Below are 14,877 nucleotides of genomic sequence, written 5' to 3'. Positions count from 1 at the left end.
GCCCCCATCCTACAACCCCCCGGGGGTATTCAACGCCACAATGCTGGAGTACCCCCAGGGGGTATGTTACGGTGGGCGTCGACCGGTACCCCACGGGGGTAATCTCATCGTAGAAGGAGCCGCGGACATGACCACCACGACCTACACGATCAAGGGCATGACGTGCGGCCACTGCGTCGGCGCGGTGAGTTCGGAGATCGGTCAGCTCGCGGGCGTCCGCGAGGTGAAGGTCGACCTCGGCTCCGGCACCGCGACCGTCACCAGCGACCAGCCGCTCGACCCGCAGGCCGTCCGCGACGCCGTCGACGAGGCCGGCGACTACGAGGTGGTCCCGTGAGAACCGCGACGAAGCTCGGCCTGTACGGCGTCGGCCTGGTGGTGGCGTTCACCGGCGCGCTGGGCGCCGGCCGCCTGGTCGGCCCCAGCGAGGAACCGCCGCCGGCCGGCCACGCCGAAGCCGGCGGTCACGCGGAAACCGAGGGTCACGAGGGTATCGAGGAGTTCCCCGGCGGTCTGCAGGTGAGCGAGGCCGGGTACCGCCTCGTCCCGGAGACCACCGCCCTCCCCGCCGGCACCACCGCCGAGTTCCGCTTCCGGATCCTCGGCCCCGACGGCGCACCCGTCACCGGCTACACCCCGACCCACGAGAAGGACCTGCACCTGATCGTCGTGCGGCGCGACCTGTCCGGCTTCCAGCACGTCCACCCGAGCCGGACGGCGGACGGCCTGTGGTCGATCCCGCTGACGGTCGCCGACCCCGGCCAGTACCGGGTGTTCGCCGACTTCCAGCCCGCCGGCCGCGACAAAGGTCTGACGCTGGGCGTCGACGTTCCGGCGGCCGGCGACTACCGGGTCCGGCCGCTGCCCGCGCCCGGCCGCGCGTTCGACGTCGACGGCTACCGCGTCGAGCTGGCCGGCACGCTGCAACCCGGCACGTCGAGCAAGCTCACGCTCACCGTGACGAAGGACGGCCGACCGGTGACCGATCTCCAGCCCTACCTGGGCGCCTACGGCCACCTGGTGGCGTTGCGGGACGGCGACCTGGCCTACCTCCACGTCCACCCCGAGGAAGCGACGACCGCCGGCCCCGACGTCACGTTCTACGCCGAGGTGCCCAGCGCCGGCGCGTACCGGCTGTATCTCGACTTCCAGCACGCCGGAAAGGTCCGTACGGCGGAGTTCACGGCGGTGACGTCATGATGCGCGCGACCACCAGCATCGAGCTGGCCATCGGCGGGATGACCTGCGCCTCCTGCGCGTCGCGCATCGAGAAGAAGCTCAACAAGCTCGACGGCGTCACCGCGAGCGTCAACTACGCCACCGAGAAGGCGACGGTCGCCGTCAACGATTCACAGGTCAGCGTCGACGATCTCATCGCCACCGTGGAGAAGACGGGCTACACGGCCGCGCGCACGCGGTCCGAAAAAAAGCCGCAACCAACGGACGGACATGGCACCCGGCTCTGGGTGACCGTGGCGCTGACCGTGCCCGTGATCGTGCTGGCCATGGTGCCGGCCTGGCAGTTCGACTACTGGCAGTGGGCGTCGCTGACGCTGGCCGCTCCGGTGATCGTCTACGGCGGCTGGCCGTTCCACCGGGCGGCCGCGGTGAACCTGCGGCACGGCGCGGCCACCATGGACACGCTGGTGTCGATGGGGACGCTGGCCGCGTTCGGGTGGTCGCTGTGGGCGCTGTTCCTCGGCGACGCCGGCATGCCCGGCATGACCCACCCGTTCCGGCTGACGATCGAGCGCGGCGCCGGCACCGACGCGATCTACCTCGAGGTGGCCGCGGGCGTCACGATGTTCATCCTGGCCGGCCGCTATTTCGAGGCGAGGGCCAAGCGCCGGGCGGGGTCGGCGTTGCGCGCGCTGCTCGCGCTCGGCGCCAAGGAGGTCTCGGTCCTTCGGGACGCACGTGAGCAGCGCATTCCCGTCGACCAGCTGCTTGTCGGTGACCGGTTCGTGGTGCGGCCCGGCGAGAAGATCGCCACCGACGGGGTCGTCGACGAGGGCTCGTCGGCCGTGGACACCAGCCTGGTGACGGGCGAGTCGGTGCCGGTCGAGGTGTCGGTCGGTGACGCCGTGGTGGGCGCGACCGTGAACGCCGGCGGGCGGCTGGTCGTGCGGGCCACCCGGGTCGGTGCCGACACCCAGTTGGCGCAGATGGCGCGGCTGGTCGAGCAGGCGCAGGCCGGCAAGGCCGACGTGCAGCGGCTGGCCGACCGGGTGGCGGGCGTGTTCGTCCCGATCGTGATCGCGCTGGCGGTGGCCACCCTCGGCTACTGGATCGGCACGGGCAGCAGCTGGTCTGTCGCCGAGGGAGGCGACGGAAACGGCTTGACGGCCGCGTTCACCGCCACGGTGGCGGTGCTGATCATCGCCTGCCCGTGCGCGCTGGGCCTGGCGACGCCGACCGCGCTGCTCGTGGGCACCGGCCGGGGCGCCCAGTTGGGCCTGCTGATCAAGGGTCCGGAGGTCCTGGAGTCGACCCGGCGGGTCGACACGGTGGTGCTGGACAAGACCGGCACGGTGACCACGGGCCGGATGACGCTGATCTCCGTCGTGGCTTCCGACGAGCCGCTGGCCCGTCGCCTGGTGGGTGCCGTCGAGTCGGCCTCGGAGCATCCGGTCGCCAAGGCGATCGCGGTGGGCGCCTTCCCGCCGGTGACCGACTTCCGCAACGTCGAGGGCCTCGGCGTGACCGGCGTGGTGGAGGGCCGCACGATCGTGGCCGGCCGCCCGCGTCTCCTCGACGACCACGGGCTCACCGTGCCGCCGGACCTGCGCCGGGCGTTCGACGACGCGTCGGCCGCCGGCCAGACCGCCGTCCTGGCCGGCTGGGACGGCCGGGCGCGAGCGATGTTCGCCGTCGCCGACGCGGTGAAGCCCGACAGCCGCGCGGCCGTGGCGGAACTCCGCCGCCTCGGGCTGACGCCGGTGCTGCTCACCGGCGACAACCGGACGGTCGCCGCGGCGGTGGCCGCCGAGGTGGGCATCGGGGTCGGCGTCGGAGCGGGCACCGACGAGGTGATCGCCGAGGTGCTGCCGGCCGACAAGGTCGACGTGGTCAAGCGCCTGCAGGGCGAGGGCAGGGTGGTCGCGATGGTCGGCGACGGCGTGAACGACGCCGCCGCGCTGGCACAGGCCGACCTGGGCCTGGCCATGGGCACCGGTACCGACGCGGCCATCGAGGCCAGCGACCTGACCCTGGTCCGCGGCGACCTCACCGCGGCCGCCGACGCGATCCGCCTGTCCCGCCGCACGCTGCGCGTGATCAAGGGCAACCTGTTCTGGGCCTTCGCCTACAACGTGGCGGCCCTCCCCCTGGCGGCGGCCGGCCTCCTGAACCCGATGATCGCCGGCGCGGCGATGGCGCTGTCCTCGGTGTTCGTGGTGTCCAACAGCCTGCGCCTGCGCCGCTTCTCATAGGCGCTGGAGCTGGGTCACCACCATCGCCACCGCGAAGAAGCCGTAGAAGCCGATCGCGACCAGCATGCCGCCGAGCCGCCATCCACCCAGCCGGATGGCGGCCGGCAGGTCGGCGGTGTTCAGCCGCACCAGGAGGATCGAGTACAGCAGCGTCACCACCGACGCGGCGCACGTCGACACGATCAGCAGGCCCAGCGGCTGGGTGAAGCCGGCCAGCAGGATCGCCGAACCGAGCCCGATCTCGGTCCAGATCACGGCGAGGTACAGGCGGGGCTCGGTCCACCGGGCCGAGCCGGCGAGGTAGTTGCGGCGCAGGAAGTCCGACGCGAGCCGTCCGATCACGTCGAGCAGGCCCATCGCGGCCGCCCACAGCGAGACGACGGCGATCGAGAGGAACAGCAGCTTGAGCCACTCGCCGACCCGGCCGGCGAGCACGTCGGCCTCGATGCGCAGGAACGACGGGTCGTTCTTCAGCTCCTCGCGGCCGAACAGCGTCTCGTAGGCGAGCAGACACATGACGGTGATCGTCACGAAGCAGACCAGCGCGAACGTGGCGGCGTGCTCGACGTTGGCCCGCTTCCACCACACCCGCCAGCGGCCGAGGTTCGCCTCGTCGGTCGGGAACGTGTAGCGGTCGTCGCCGCCGGCGGCCTCTTCCTGGCCGGTGATCGGCGAGGTGAGCCGCGGCACGTGCGCGCCCATGCCGTAGCGCTTGTCGCGGATCCAGTTGCTCAGCACCAGGTTGTGGACGCCACCGGCGCCCGCGGCACCGATCGCGCTGAGCAGGAGCGTGAACGTGATGCCGGCCGGGATCCGGGCGAAGCCGGTCACCGTCTCGGACGCGGCTTCGCCCCAGGTGGACAGCGAGATGACGAAGACCACGACCACGGCCAGGAAGAACAGCGTCAGCCCGACCTTCACGGCCTCGACCAGCTCGACCGTCCGGTAGATGACCCGGGAGAACGTGAGCAGGAGACCGACGGCGGCCAGCACCCCGACGGTGATCCACACCGGATCGCCGCCCCCGACGAGGTAGGTGAGGACGGTCGAACCGCTGGTGGCCCAGCCCGGCCACGCGTACTGGAACACGCCGGCGAGGCAGATGACGACGCCCCAGCCCTTCCACCACCGGGAGAACCCGGCGACCGCGGTCTGCCCGGTGGCCAGGGTGTAGCGCTCGATCTCCATGTTGATCACGAACTGGACGGCCAGCGTGGCGAACGCCAGCCAGAGCAGGCCGAGCCCGCCGATCGCGGTCAGGTACGGCCACAGGATGATCTCGCCGGCCGCCATGCCGATCCCGACGGCGACCACGCCGGGGCCGACCATTCGGCGCAGCGGCATCGGCTCCGGCAGGTCCAGGGACTTGGCGGCGGTCTGTTGGCTCATCACGTGCTCCATAAGGGGGTCGGCGTGCGGTCCCGGAGCAGCAGCTCGGCGTGCTGGAGCATCCGGGACGGGTCGGGGATGCGTCCGGTGAACAGCTCGAAGGCGGCGGCGGCCTGGAACACGCACATCGCGGCGCCGCCGACCGCCCGCAGGCCGCGGGCCCGCGCGGCGATCAGCAGGTCGGTGTCGACCGGCAGGTAGATGACGTCCTTCACCCACAGGCCGCGGTGCAGCAGGTGCACCGGCAACGGCAGGCCGGGATGCGCCGCCATGCCGACCGGGCTGGCGTTCACCAGCCCGTCGGCCGCGGCGAGCGCCTTCGCGATCCGGCCCGGCGCCGTGAGGGCGATCCGATCGGTGTCGAAGCGGGCGGCGAGCAGCTCGCCGAGGGTGCCGAGCCGGTCCGGGTCGGGATCGACGATCGTCAGGTGGCCGACGCCGAGCCCGAGCAGCGCGTACCCGCAGGCCGCACCGGCACCGCCGGCGCCGAGCAGCACGACCCGGTCGGTCGCGGCGCCGGGCAGGCCCTTGCGGAACGCCTCGGTGAACCCGTGGACGTCGGTGTTGTGGCCGGTGCGGCGGCCGTTTTCGAAGACGATCGTGTTGACGGCGCCGATCGCCTGCGCCTGCGGCGAGAGCGCGTCGACGAGCGCGTTCGCCTGCTGCTTGAACGGGTGGGTGATGTTGACGCCGGCGAACCCGTCCGCCTCGGCCCGGTCGACCAGCGCCGCCAGGCCGGCCTCGGCGTCCATCAGCGTGTAGGTCAGGTCGAGCCCGTGCCGGCGCCCCTCCTCCTGATGCAACGCGGGCGACAGTGACATCGCGATGCCCGCTCCGATCAGGCCGCACCGGCAAGTCGGCATGGAATCCCGCTCCCCCACTCATGCACGAGCGCTAATGTACGAACTGGTACGTTAGTTATCCGCCGGGGTGCACGGGCGTGTCAAGACCTCGCACCGGCACACTGGTTCGATGGCGCGCACGCGGAAGGACGAGTCGATGGCCGTCTCAGCTCCCGATCGGATGCGTGACTCCGAGCGAACCCGGGCCGACATTCTCGACGTCGCCACCGACGAGTTCGCCACCAACGGGTACAGCGGCGCCCGCGTCGACGAGATCGCGGCCCGCACCCGCACGACCAAGCGGATGATCTACTACTACTTCGGCGGCAAGGAGCAGCTGTACCTCGCGGTGCTGGAGCGCGCCTACGCCGAGATCCGCGCGGCCGAGCGCACCGTCGACGTCGACCAGCTCGACCCGGTCGCCGCGATCCGCCGGCTCGCCGAGGTCACGTTCGACCACCACGAGGCGCACCCGGCGTTCATCAAGCTGGTCGGCGTCGAGAACGCGCAGCAGGCGCAGCACATGTCGCACGTGGCCCGGCTGGTCGACCTGAACAGTTCCGCGGTCGACCTGCTCTCGAACGCACTCCAGCGCGGCCAGCACGACGGAACGTTCCGGTCCGACGTCGACGCGCTCGACGTCCACATGATGATCAGCGCGTTCTGCTTCTTCCGCGTCGCCAACCGGCACACGTTCGGCGCGCTGTTCGACCGCGACCTGCTCGACCCGGCCAGCCGCGAGCACTACCGCTCGATGCTCGGCGAGATGGTCATCGGTTACCTGCGGCGTTCCTCATGAGACGGTCGATCGCCACGGTCTGCCTGTCCGGCACGCTCGACGACAAGCTCGCCGCCGCGGCGTCGGCCGGTTTCGACGGCATCGAGCTCTTCGAGAACGACCTCGTGGTGGCGCCGTGGTCGCCGGCCGAGGTCCGCGACCGCTGCGCCGATCTCGGCCTGAGCATCGACCTCTACCAACCGTTCCGCGACTTCGAGGCGGTGCCGCCCGAGCTCCTCGACGCCAACCTCACGCGCGCCGGGCACAAGTTCGACGTGATGGCCGAACTCGGTGTCGACACCGTGCTGGTGTGCTCGTCGGTCTCCGACGCGGCCGTCGACGACGACGAGCTCGCGGCGGAACAGCTGCGCCTGCTGGCCGAGCGGGCGTCCGACCACGGGATGCGGATCGCGTACGAGGCGCTGGCCTGGGGACGGCACGTGTCCACCTGGGAGCACTCGTGGCGGATCGTGCGGCAGGCCGACCATCCGGCGCTCGGTCTGTGCCTCGACTCCTTCCACATCCTGTCGCGGCTCGGCGACGCGCCGGTCGAGGGAATCGCCGACATCACGCCGGGTCGGATCTTCTTCCTGCAACTGGCCGACGCGCCCCGGATGCGCATGGACGTCCTCCAGTGGAGCCGCCACCACCGGCTGTTCCCCGGCCAGGGCTCGTTCGACCTGCCCGGTTTCGTCAACCTCGTGCTCGACGCCGGCTACACCGGGCCGCTCTCGCTCGAGGTGTTCAACGACGTGTTCCGCCAGGCCGATCCGGACCGCACGGCCGTCGACGCGATGCGCTCCCTGGTCGCGTTGGAAGATCAGCTGGGACGCGGGCAGCGCCTGCCCGCCGCGCCCGAGCTTGCCGGCTACGCGTTCACCGAGTTCGGGGTCGACGGGCCGGCCGGCTCCAGCCTGGGGAAGGCCCTGTCCGGGCTCGGGTTCGCGCTCGTCGGGCAGCACCGGTCGAAGCCGGTGCAACTGTGGGAGCAGGGCGACTGCCGGATCGTCCTGAACAGCGCGGTCACCCGTCCACAAGAAACCGGAACCGCCGCGATGAGCGCGGTCGCGGTCACCTCGGCCGACCCGAAGCGGTCGGTGGAGCGCGCCGACGCGTTGCTGGCGCCGGCGCTGCCGCGCGAGCACGGGCCGCGCGAGGTCGACCTCACCGCGGTCGCCGCACCCGACGGCACCTCGGTCTTCTTCACGTCGCGTGGGGACGCGTGGCGGGCCGACTTCCTGTCCACAGGGGACGACGCCGGTGCCGGCGTGGGGCTGCTCGCCGTCGACCACATCGGCCTCACCCAGCCGTTCGACCACTTCGACGAGGCGGGCCTGTTCTACCGCGGCGTGCTCGGCCTGAACCGGCTCACCACCGAGGAGTACGCCGCGCCGTTCGGGCTGATGCGGTCGTGCGCGTACGCCGACGCGGGCCGGCGGGTGCGGCTCGGATCGACGGTCGCGCTGCTGCGCCGCGGCGAATGGGCGCCGGCGGTGGCCGAACCACAGCACGTCGCGTTCACGACCCTCGACATCGTGGCGACGGCGGCGGCCCTGGCGGACCGCGGCGCCGAAGTCCTTCCGGTGCCGGACAACTACTACGCCGACCTTCGGGCGCGCTTCGCGCTCCCCGACGACGTCGTGGAAGCGTTGCGGCGAAACGGGATCCTGTACGACCGCGACGCATCGGGCGGCGAGCTGTTCCAGTTGTACACGCCGATCTACGGCGGGCGGGTGTTCTTCGAGGTGGTGCAGCGCCGGGGCGGTTACGACGGGTTCGGTGACGTGAACGCGCCGGTTCGAATGGCGGCGCACCGCCACCGACGCCTCACCGTCTCCTAGATTCTTCCGACTCCCACGCCGGCCGGAACCGTGGTCGGCAGCGTGGCCGGGTTGTCGAGCGTGTACTGGTACCACTGGCGCGGATCGGCAACGGTGCCCGCCGTCTGCGGCATGCCCGAGTTCTCGTAGACGTTGCCACGCTCGACCACGCGGCCCGGTCCGCTCTTGTCGTAGCCGACGTAGATCGGGTGGGCGACGTTGCGGAAGTAGTTGGCCTCCACCAGAACGCCGGCGTCCTCTGTGGACGCCACACCGTACAGGCTGTTGTTCAGGTAGTAGTTGTTGTAGACGTGCACCGGGTCGCCGAAGCGGACGCGCGGGTGCCGCTGGTCGGTGTTGTCGAAGAAGTTGTGGTGGTAGGTCACCTTCAGGTAGCCGACGTCCTGCGTCCAGGTGTCGCTGTGGCCCACCAAGGTCGACTTGCTGTGGTGGTGGAAGTGGTTCCACGACACGGTGACGAACGTCGACCTGCGCTTGATGTCGAGCAGCCCGTCGAAGCCGTTGGACAGGTTGTTGTGGTCGATCCACACGTGGTGCGCGCCGTTGGTGACGCTGATCGAGTCGTCGGACGCGTCGACGAACGTGATGTTCCGGATGATGACGTTGTTGCCCGGCCGGGTGGTGGAGCCCATCTGCAGGCCGCCACCGCTGATCCGGGCGGTCGAGCCGACACCGATGATGCTCTTGTTCGCGACCACCGTGATCATGTCGTCGAACGTGATCGTGCCCGCGACGAGGATCGTGTACGGCGTGTTCCGGCCGGCGTAGTCCGCGAGCTGGGCGGCGGTGGTGACGGTGACCGTCGGGCCGGCCGCTCCCCCGGTGGTTCCGTTCTGCCCGAGCGCGTTCACGGAGGCGAACCCGTCGGCGACGGCGGCGCTCACCGAGGGAACGGCGGCGGCGGCCCGAACGACGACGAGCGTGGGAATGGTGACGATCGCGGCGATGATCCCCGCGGTCAGGAATCGATGGCGCATGGATACTCCTGGAAAGCAGACTGCGGCGGCGCGGCCTTCCCGGGGCTTACGCGGACTCTACGAGGCCGCTTTGATCGACGTCAATCACTACGGGATTCCTGCAACAAACCTGCAAAGGCAACGCGTTGACACCCTTCGTCACGCGACCATAACGTCTGAGGAAAGGCCTTTCCCGGGGCGCTCCCACCCGCCGGACACCGGAGGCACCCCCGTGCGTTTCCCACCCCGTAGAACCCTGTCCGCGTTCGCGGCCGTCGCCGCCGCCGCGGCGGCCGCACTGATCAGCGTCACCGGCACGGCGAGCGCCGCGCCGCTCTACACCGACGACTTCGAAGACGGCAACACCACCGGCTGGACGAGGTCGGGCGGTAGCTGGTCGGTCGTCGCCGATGGTTCGAACGTGTTCCGCCAGACGAGCACCAGCAGCGACGCCCGCGCGCTCGCCGGCCAGAACTCGTGGACCAACTACGCGGCGCAGGCGCGCGTGAAACCGTTGGTGTACAACGGCAACGCGGTCGGCGTCATCGCCCGGGCGAGCAGCAGCACCAACTACTACGGCTTCAGCATCACCGGGTCGCAGGGCCGGTTGCTGAAGCGCGTCAACGGCACCGTCACCACAATCGCGACCGGTGCGGTGTCGGTGCCGGTGAACACCTGGGCCACCGTGCGGTTGGAGACGAGCGGCAACACGCTGCGCGGCTTCGTGAACGGCACGCTGGTGGTGACGGCCACCGACGCCACGTTCACGAGCGGACGGCTCGGGCTGCTCGCCACCTCGGCGAGCGCGTCGTTCGACGACGTCACCGCCGACCTCGTCGCGGTGACCCCGCCCAGTTCCCAGCCGCCCACCTCGGAGCCGCCGCCGGTCGACTGCAGCACTCCGCCGCGCATCATCGGCTTCGCGTCGGTGAACGCGTGGGGCCAGAACGGCACCACCGGCGGCTGCGGCGGACCGGTGGTCACGGTGTCGGACGCGTCGTCGTTCCTCGCCGCCATCGCCCGGCCGGGCTCGCTCATCATCCAGGTGAACGGCGTCATCACGCTGCCGGGCCCGATGCACGACGTCACGTCGCACAAGACGATCGTCGGTGTGGGCGCGGGCTCCGGGATCACCGGCGGCGGGCTCAACATCGGCCTGCCCGTGAACGACGCGACCACCAGCGTGCCCGCGAACGCCGTGCACAACGTCATCGTCCGGAACCTGAACTTCACCGGCACGCCCGACGACGCGATCAACGTGCAGATGTTCTCGCACCACGTCTGGATCGACCACAACGACCTGTCCAACGGCTACGACGGGCTCGTCGACATCAAGCGCGGATCGAGCTACATCACCGTGTCGTGGAACCACACCCACCACCACACCAAGAACATGCTGCTGGGCCACGACGACGGCGCCGGCGCGCAGGACATCGGCAACCTGAAGGTCACCTACCACCACAACTTCTTCGACCGCACGCCGCAACGCAATCCGCGCGTGCGCTTCGGCGAGCCGGTGCACGTCTTCAACAACTACTTCGTCTACAACACCGACATCGGCGTGGCGTGCCAGGCCAACGCCGGCTGCGTCATCGAGAACAACGTCTTCGAGAACACCGAGGAGGCGTACGCGATCGACTACGCCGGCCCACGCGGCCGGATCGTCGCGCGCGGCAACGTGTTCATCGGCGAGAGCGCGCCCGGCACGATCGGCGGCACGGTGCAGGAACCCAGCACCTACTACTCCTACACGCTGGAGAGCGCCAGCACCGTGCAGGCGTCGGTGCTCGCCGGCGCGGGCACGGGTCACATCTGAAGCTTGAAACCCTCATGGGACGCGACGAAGCCCAGCCGTTCGTAGAAGCGGTGCGCGTCCTCCCGGGTCCGGTCCGACGTCAACTGGACGAGCGCGCAGCCCCGGCTGCGCGCTTCGTCGATCGCCCACCGCATCATCGCGGCGCCGAGCCCGCGGTTCCGGTACTCCGCCGCGACCCGGACCGCCTCGAGCTGGGCGCGGAGCGCGCCCCGCCGCGCGAGCCCGGGGATGAACGTCAGCTGGAACGTCCCGACGACCCGGTCGCCGTCGGCGGCGACCACCAGCAGCTGCGCCGGATCGGCGTCGATGGCCGCGAACGCCGCCTCGTACGGCGAGAGGTCGTCGGTGCGCTCGCGGCGCGCGCCGAGCTGGTCGGCGGCCAGTAGTTCCAGCAACCGCGGCAGATCCTCACGTTCGGCCCGGCGCAGCACCACGCCACCGTCGAGTTCCGCAAGCAAAGGGGTACCTCCTCGTCGTGGAGAAGGTACCCCTTCGCGTGGATGGTCAGATCCGGCCCACGCCGGCGCCGGCGCGTACCGCGGCCGGGATGCCGGCGGGACTGTCCACTGTGTACGCGTAGTAGGTGCGCGGCTCGACGACCGTGCCCGAGACCTCCGGCGTCCCCGACCGTACGAAGACGTTGTTGCGGGCGACCGCCCGCCCCGGTCCGCTGTCGGCGTAGCCGCTGGCCGAGTAGACGGTGAACGGCACGTCCTCGAAGTAGTTTCCCTCCACGAGTACGCCCGCGTTCTCTGTCGACGCCACCGCGTACAGGTCGTTGGCGAGGAAGTAGTTGTTGTAGACGTGCACCGGCTCGCCGAACCGCACGCGCGGGTGCCGCTGGCGGCTGTGGTCGAAGAAGTTGTGGTGGATGGTCACCTTCAGGTGGCCGACGTCGGTGCCGGCCGCCCCGTCGGAGTGGCTGATCAGCATGCTCTTGTCGGAGTGGTCGAAGTGGTTCCACGACACGGTCACGTAGTCGGCGCCGCGCACGATGTCGACCGAGCCGTCGATCGCGCCGCGGAACGTGTTGTGGTCGATCCAGATGTGGTGCGAGTTCTGGCCGACGTTGATCGCGTCGTCCTCGGCGTCGGTGAAGAGGATGTTCCGCACGATCACGTTGTAGGACCGGTAGAAGTCCAGGCCGCCGCCGGTGATCTCGGCGCCGGGGAGCCCGATGACCGTCTTGTTCGGACGGACGCCCTTCTTGCTCTCGATCTGGATGCGGCCCTGCACCTGGATGACGAGCTTCTCCAGGCTGTCGATCGCGGTGAGCAACTGGTCGGTGGTCGACACGGTGACCGTGCGGCCGCCGGCGCCACCCGTGGTTCCGTTCTGCCCCAACGCGTTGAGCGAGGCGAACCCGATCGGCGCGGTGTCTGCCGCGAGCGCTGCCGCCGGCTCCACGGTCACCCCGGCCGCCGTCGACAGCAGGGCCAGCGTCCCGAACGTCCTACGCTTCATCTCAGATCTTCCCCACTCCGGCACCGGCCGGTACGACGGTCGGCACGGCGGACGCCGCGTCGAGGGTGTACGGGTAGTAGGTCCGCGGCTCCACGACCGTTCCCCGGGTCTCGATCGGGTGGTGCGTGTTCACGAGGACGTTGCCGCGCGCCACGAGCCGGCCGAGATCGCCGCTGAAGTCCACCCGCCCGGGGTTGTTGACGTTCTCGAAGACGTTGTTCTCCACCACGAGTCCGGCGTTCATCGCCGACACGATGCAGTAGCTCGCGTTGCGGCAGTAGTTGTTGTAGACGTGCACCGGCTCGCCGAACCGCACGCGCGGGTTGCGCTGGTCCGATCCGTCGAAGAAGTTGTGGTGGTACGTGACGCGCAACCGCCCGACGTCCTGCGCCGCGTTGTCGTCGTCGTGGCCGAGCAGGAACGTCTTGTCGTGGTCGTGGGTGCGGTTCCAGCTCACGGTCACGTAGTCGGAGCCGCGCTTGATGTCGACCAGGCCGTCGTCGCCGCAGCACAGGTCGTTGTGGTCGATCCAGATGTGGTGCGAGAACATCTGGACGTTGATGGCGTCGTCGGCCGCACCGGAGAACGACAGGTTGCGGACGATGACGTTGTGCACCGCGTTCGCGGGCGGCGACGTCACGTCGTCGTCGACCGGCACCCCGATGTTCAGCCCGCCGCCCTCGATCCGGGCGGTGGCACCGATTCCGATGATCGTCTTGTCGGACGACACGGTGTACATGCCGTCGCTGCTGCCGGTCGGCAACGTGATCGTGCCCTGCACGCGCACGACGCGCGGGCCGGTGGCGGCGATCGCGGCGATGAAGTCGGCGGCGTTGGTGACGGTGCTGGTCGGTCCGCCGGCGCCGCCGGTGGTTCCGTTCTGCCCCAACGCGTTCACGGCGGCGAAGCCGATCGGCGCGGCGTCGGCGGCAGCAGCCGGGGCCGAGTTGACGGCCAGGTTCGCCAGTGTGAGCGCAAGCGCGAGCGCGGCCAGAGGCCGTTTCATATCGTCCTCCCCATGGGCACTTTCGGCGGTAATGCCTGAGGAAAGCCCTTTCCTGGACCGTAGAAAGGGCCGTACGGCAAGTCAATAGACATCGATGTGCAGGAATGTTGCAGATCTTGGTGACAGGATTCGAACATGTGTGCGATGATCGGCGCCGTGACGCCCGGGGCCACGATCCTGCACGCCGACCTCGACGCGTTCTATGCGTCCGTCGAGCAGCGCGACGATCCCCGGCTCCGCGGGCGGCCGGTGATCGTCGGCGGCGGCGTGGTGCTCGCGTGCAGTTACGAGGCGAAGGCGCGCGGTGTCCGCACGGCGATGGGCGGCCGGCTGGCGATGGCGCTGTGCCCGCACGCCGTCGTGGTGCCGCCACGCATGTCGGCCTACTCCGCCGCGAGCAGGGCGGTGTTCGAGGTGTTCCGCAACACCACGCCGATCGTCGAGGGGATCTCCATCGACGAGGCGTTCCTCGACGTGGGCGGCCTGCGCCGCATCGCCGGCCCGCCGCTCGGTATCGCGGAGAAGCTCCGGAAAGACGTGCGCGAGCAGGTCGGCCTCGCCATCACGGTCGGCGTCGCGCGCACCAAGTTCCTGGCGAAGGTGGCCAGCGGCGTGGCCAAGCCCGACGGGCTGCTGCTCGTCCCGCCCGACGCGGAAATGGAGTTCCTGCACCCGTTGCCGGTCGAGCGGCTGTGGGGCGTCGGCCCGGTCACGGCGGGAAAGCTGCGCGAGCGCGGCATCCTCACGGTCGGCCGGGTCGCCAAGGTGGGGCTGCCGGCGCTGGTGTCGATGCTCGGCGTGGCGTCCGGCCGGCACATCCACGCGCTGGCAACGGGAATGGACCCGCGCCGCGTCGAGGTCGGCCGGCGACGGCGGTCGATGGGCGCGCAGTCCGCGATCGGCCGGCGTCCGCGCAGCCAGGCCGAGCTGGAGGCGATCCTGGCCGCGTTGGTCGACCGGGTGACGCGCCGGATGCGCGCCGCCCACCGCGTCGGCCACACGGTGACGATCCGCCTGCGGTTCCACGACTACCGCACGCGGGTGACGCGGTCACACACGCTGGCGCAGGCCACGTCGCACACGCCGACCGTGCTCGACGCCGCCCGCCGCCTGCTCGTCGCCGCGCGTCCGCTCATCGACGAGCACGGCATCACGCTGGTGGGCGTCGCGGTGAGCAACCTCGACGACGACAGCGCCGTCCAATTGGCTCTTCCCTTCGACGCCTACGCCGGCACGTCGCTCGACGCCGCGGTCGACGCGGTCCGCGACCGCTTCGGTTCCCGGGCCCTCACGCGCGCGGCGATGGTCGGCCGTGAACTCGCGCCCGCGGTGCCGCTGCTGCCAGACTAGGCGG

General features: G+C 70.5%; 13 protein-coding genes. 7 read left to right on the top strand and 6 right to left on the bottom strand.

Translation table 11 applies throughout. The features are described 5' to 3' along the window. Positions 1-127 precede the first annotated feature (127 nt). From Vau01_RS27620 to Vau01_RS27610, 3 genes are read left to right on the top strand one after another with little or no spacing between them, the layout of a single operon-like run. Entirely contained in the window at positions 128-337 is a 210-nt protein-coding gene (locus Vau01_RS27620; protein ID WP_203998113.1) for a heavy-metal-associated domain-containing protein, read from the top strand. Then, positions 334-1,200: a DUF8832 domain-containing protein gene (locus tag Vau01_RS27615; RefSeq protein ID WP_203998110.1), complete on the top strand. Its 867-nt coding sequence runs from the start codon at positions 334-336 to the stop codon at positions 1,198-1,200. Before Vau01_RS27620 ends, Vau01_RS27615 begins: the two co-directional genes overlap by 4 nt. Beyond that, positions 1,197-3,431 carry a heavy metal translocating P-type ATPase gene (locus Vau01_RS27610; protein ID WP_203998107.1) on the top strand — a complete coding sequence of 745 codons (2,235 nt, stop codon included), beginning with the start codon at positions 1,197-1,199 and terminating at the stop codon, positions 3,429-3,431. The genes Vau01_RS27615 and Vau01_RS27610 overlap by 4 nt, the downstream gene beginning before the upstream one ends. Here Vau01_RS27610 and Vau01_RS27605 read toward each other — a convergent pair. Together Vau01_RS27605 and Vau01_RS27600 are read right to left on the bottom strand one after the other, a co-directional pair. Further along, complete coding sequence (locus Vau01_RS27605; protein WP_203998104.1) at positions 3,426-4,820, bottom strand: Nramp family divalent metal transporter; 1,395 nt, start codon at positions 4,818-4,820, stop codon at positions 3,426-3,428. The genes Vau01_RS27610 and Vau01_RS27605 overlap by 6 nt on opposite strands. After that, a complete protein-coding gene (locus Vau01_RS27600) occupies positions 4,820-5,683 on the bottom strand; it encodes a shikimate dehydrogenase (RefSeq protein WP_203998101.1) in 864 nt (287 codons plus the stop codon). The genes Vau01_RS27605 and Vau01_RS27600 overlap by 1 nt, the downstream gene beginning before the upstream one ends. A 109-nt stretch (positions 5,684-5,792) precedes the next feature. On the opposite strand from Vau01_RS27600, the gene Vau01_RS27595 reads away from it, so the two are divergent. Both Vau01_RS27595 and Vau01_RS27590 read left to right on the top strand, forming a co-directional pair. Next, a complete protein-coding gene (locus Vau01_RS27595) occupies positions 5,793-6,461 on the top strand; it encodes a TetR/AcrR family transcriptional regulator (RefSeq protein ID WP_239151889.1) in 669 nt (222 codons plus the stop codon). Beyond that, positions 6,458-8,281 carry a bifunctional sugar phosphate isomerase/epimerase/4-hydroxyphenylpyruvate dioxygenase family protein gene (locus Vau01_RS27590; RefSeq protein ID WP_203998098.1) on the top strand — a complete coding sequence of 608 codons (1,824 nt, stop codon included), beginning with the start codon at positions 6,458-6,460 and terminating at the stop codon, positions 8,279-8,281. Before Vau01_RS27595 ends, Vau01_RS27590 begins: the two co-directional genes overlap by 4 nt. Here Vau01_RS27590 and Vau01_RS27585 read toward each other — a convergent pair. After that, a complete protein-coding gene (locus Vau01_RS27585) occupies positions 8,278-9,258 on the bottom strand; it encodes a pectate lyase family protein (RefSeq protein ID WP_239151888.1) in 981 nt (326 codons plus the stop codon). The two genes, Vau01_RS27590 and Vau01_RS27585, sit on opposite strands and share 4 nt — an antisense overlap. A 211-nt stretch (positions 9,259-9,469) precedes the next feature. Between Vau01_RS27585 and Vau01_RS27580 the strand changes: the two genes are divergently transcribed. After that, positions 9,470-11,053 (top strand): pectate lyase family protein, encoded by a 1,584-nt coding sequence (locus Vau01_RS27580; protein WP_239151887.1) that lies wholly within the window; start codon positions 9,470-9,472, stop codon positions 11,051-11,053. On the opposite strand, the gene Vau01_RS27575 is transcribed toward Vau01_RS27580, so the two are convergent. The 3 genes from Vau01_RS27575 to Vau01_RS27565 all read right to left on the bottom strand — a co-directional run bounded on the left by Vau01_RS27575 (position 11,044) and on the right by Vau01_RS27565 (position 13,523). Further along, positions 11,044-11,487 (bottom strand): GNAT family N-acetyltransferase, encoded by a 444-nt coding sequence (locus tag Vau01_RS27575; protein WP_203998313.1) that lies wholly within the window; start codon positions 11,485-11,487, stop codon positions 11,044-11,046. The genes Vau01_RS27580 and Vau01_RS27575 overlap by 10 nt on opposite strands. Before the next feature lie 70 nt (positions 11,488-11,557). After that, positions 11,558-12,517, bottom strand: coding sequence for a pectate lyase family protein (locus Vau01_RS27570; protein ID WP_203998093.1), 960 nt, complete (start codon positions 12,515-12,517; stop codon positions 11,558-11,560). A 1-nt stretch (position 12,518) separates the two neighbouring features. Next, positions 12,519-13,523: a pectate lyase family protein gene (locus Vau01_RS27565; protein WP_203998091.1), complete on the bottom strand. Its 1,005-nt coding sequence runs from the start codon at positions 13,521-13,523 to the stop codon at positions 12,519-12,521. A 144-nt stretch (positions 13,524-13,667) separates the two neighbouring features. On the opposite strand from Vau01_RS27565, the gene dinB reads away from it, so the two are divergent. Continuing rightward, complete coding sequence (gene dinB / locus Vau01_RS27560) at positions 13,668-14,873, top strand: DNA polymerase IV (RefSeq protein ID WP_373320321.1); 1,206 nt, start codon at positions 13,668-13,670, stop codon at positions 14,871-14,873. Positions 14,874-14,877: the final 4 nt, after the last annotated feature.

This window comes from Virgisporangium aurantiacum (assembly GCF_016863635.1).
GTDB lineage: Bacteria > Actinomycetota > Actinomycetes > Mycobacteriales > Micromonosporaceae > Virgisporangium > Virgisporangium aurantiacum.
Note: the sequence above shows the minus strand (reverse complement) of the source record. Positions and strands in the feature narration are given on the sequence as shown.

Excerpts from the sequence above, each read along its gene's own strand:
- Vau01_RS27620 (WP_203998113.1), top strand. The coding sequence starts at position 128 with ATGACCACCACGACCTACACGATCAAGGGCATGACGTGCGGCCACTGC.
- Vau01_RS27610 (WP_203998107.1), top strand. The coding sequence starts at position 1,197 with ATGATGCGCGCGACCACCAGCATCGAGCTGGCCATCGGCGGGATGACC.
- Vau01_RS27605 (WP_203998104.1), bottom strand. The coding sequence starts at position 4,820 with ATGAGCCAACAGACCGCCGCCAAGTCCCTGGACCTGCCGGAGCCGATG.
- Vau01_RS27600 (WP_203998101.1), bottom strand. The coding sequence starts at position 5,683 with ATGCCGACTTGCCGGTGCGGCCTGATCGGAGCGGGCATCGCGATGTCA.
- Vau01_RS27595 (WP_239151889.1), top strand. The coding sequence starts at position 5,793 with ATGGCGCGCACGCGGAAGGACGAGTCGATGGCCGTCTCAGCTCCCGAT.
- Vau01_RS27590 (WP_203998098.1), top strand. The coding sequence starts at position 6,458 with ATGAGACGGTCGATCGCCACGGTCTGCCTGTCCGGCACGCTCGACGAC.
- Vau01_RS27585 (WP_239151888.1), bottom strand. The coding sequence starts at position 9,258 with ATGCGCCATCGATTCCTGACCGCGGGGATCATCGCCGCGATCGTCACC.
- Vau01_RS27570 (WP_203998093.1), bottom strand. The coding sequence starts at position 12,517 with ATGAAGCGTAGGACGTTCGGGACGCTGGCCCTGCTGTCGACGGCGGCC.
- Vau01_RS27565 (WP_203998091.1), bottom strand. The coding sequence starts at position 13,523 with ATGAAACGGCCTCTGGCCGCGCTCGCGCTTGCGCTCACACTGGCGAAC.
- dinB (WP_373320321.1), top strand. The coding sequence starts at position 13,668 with ATGATCGGCGCCGTGACGCCCGGGGCCACGATCCTGCACGCCGACCTC.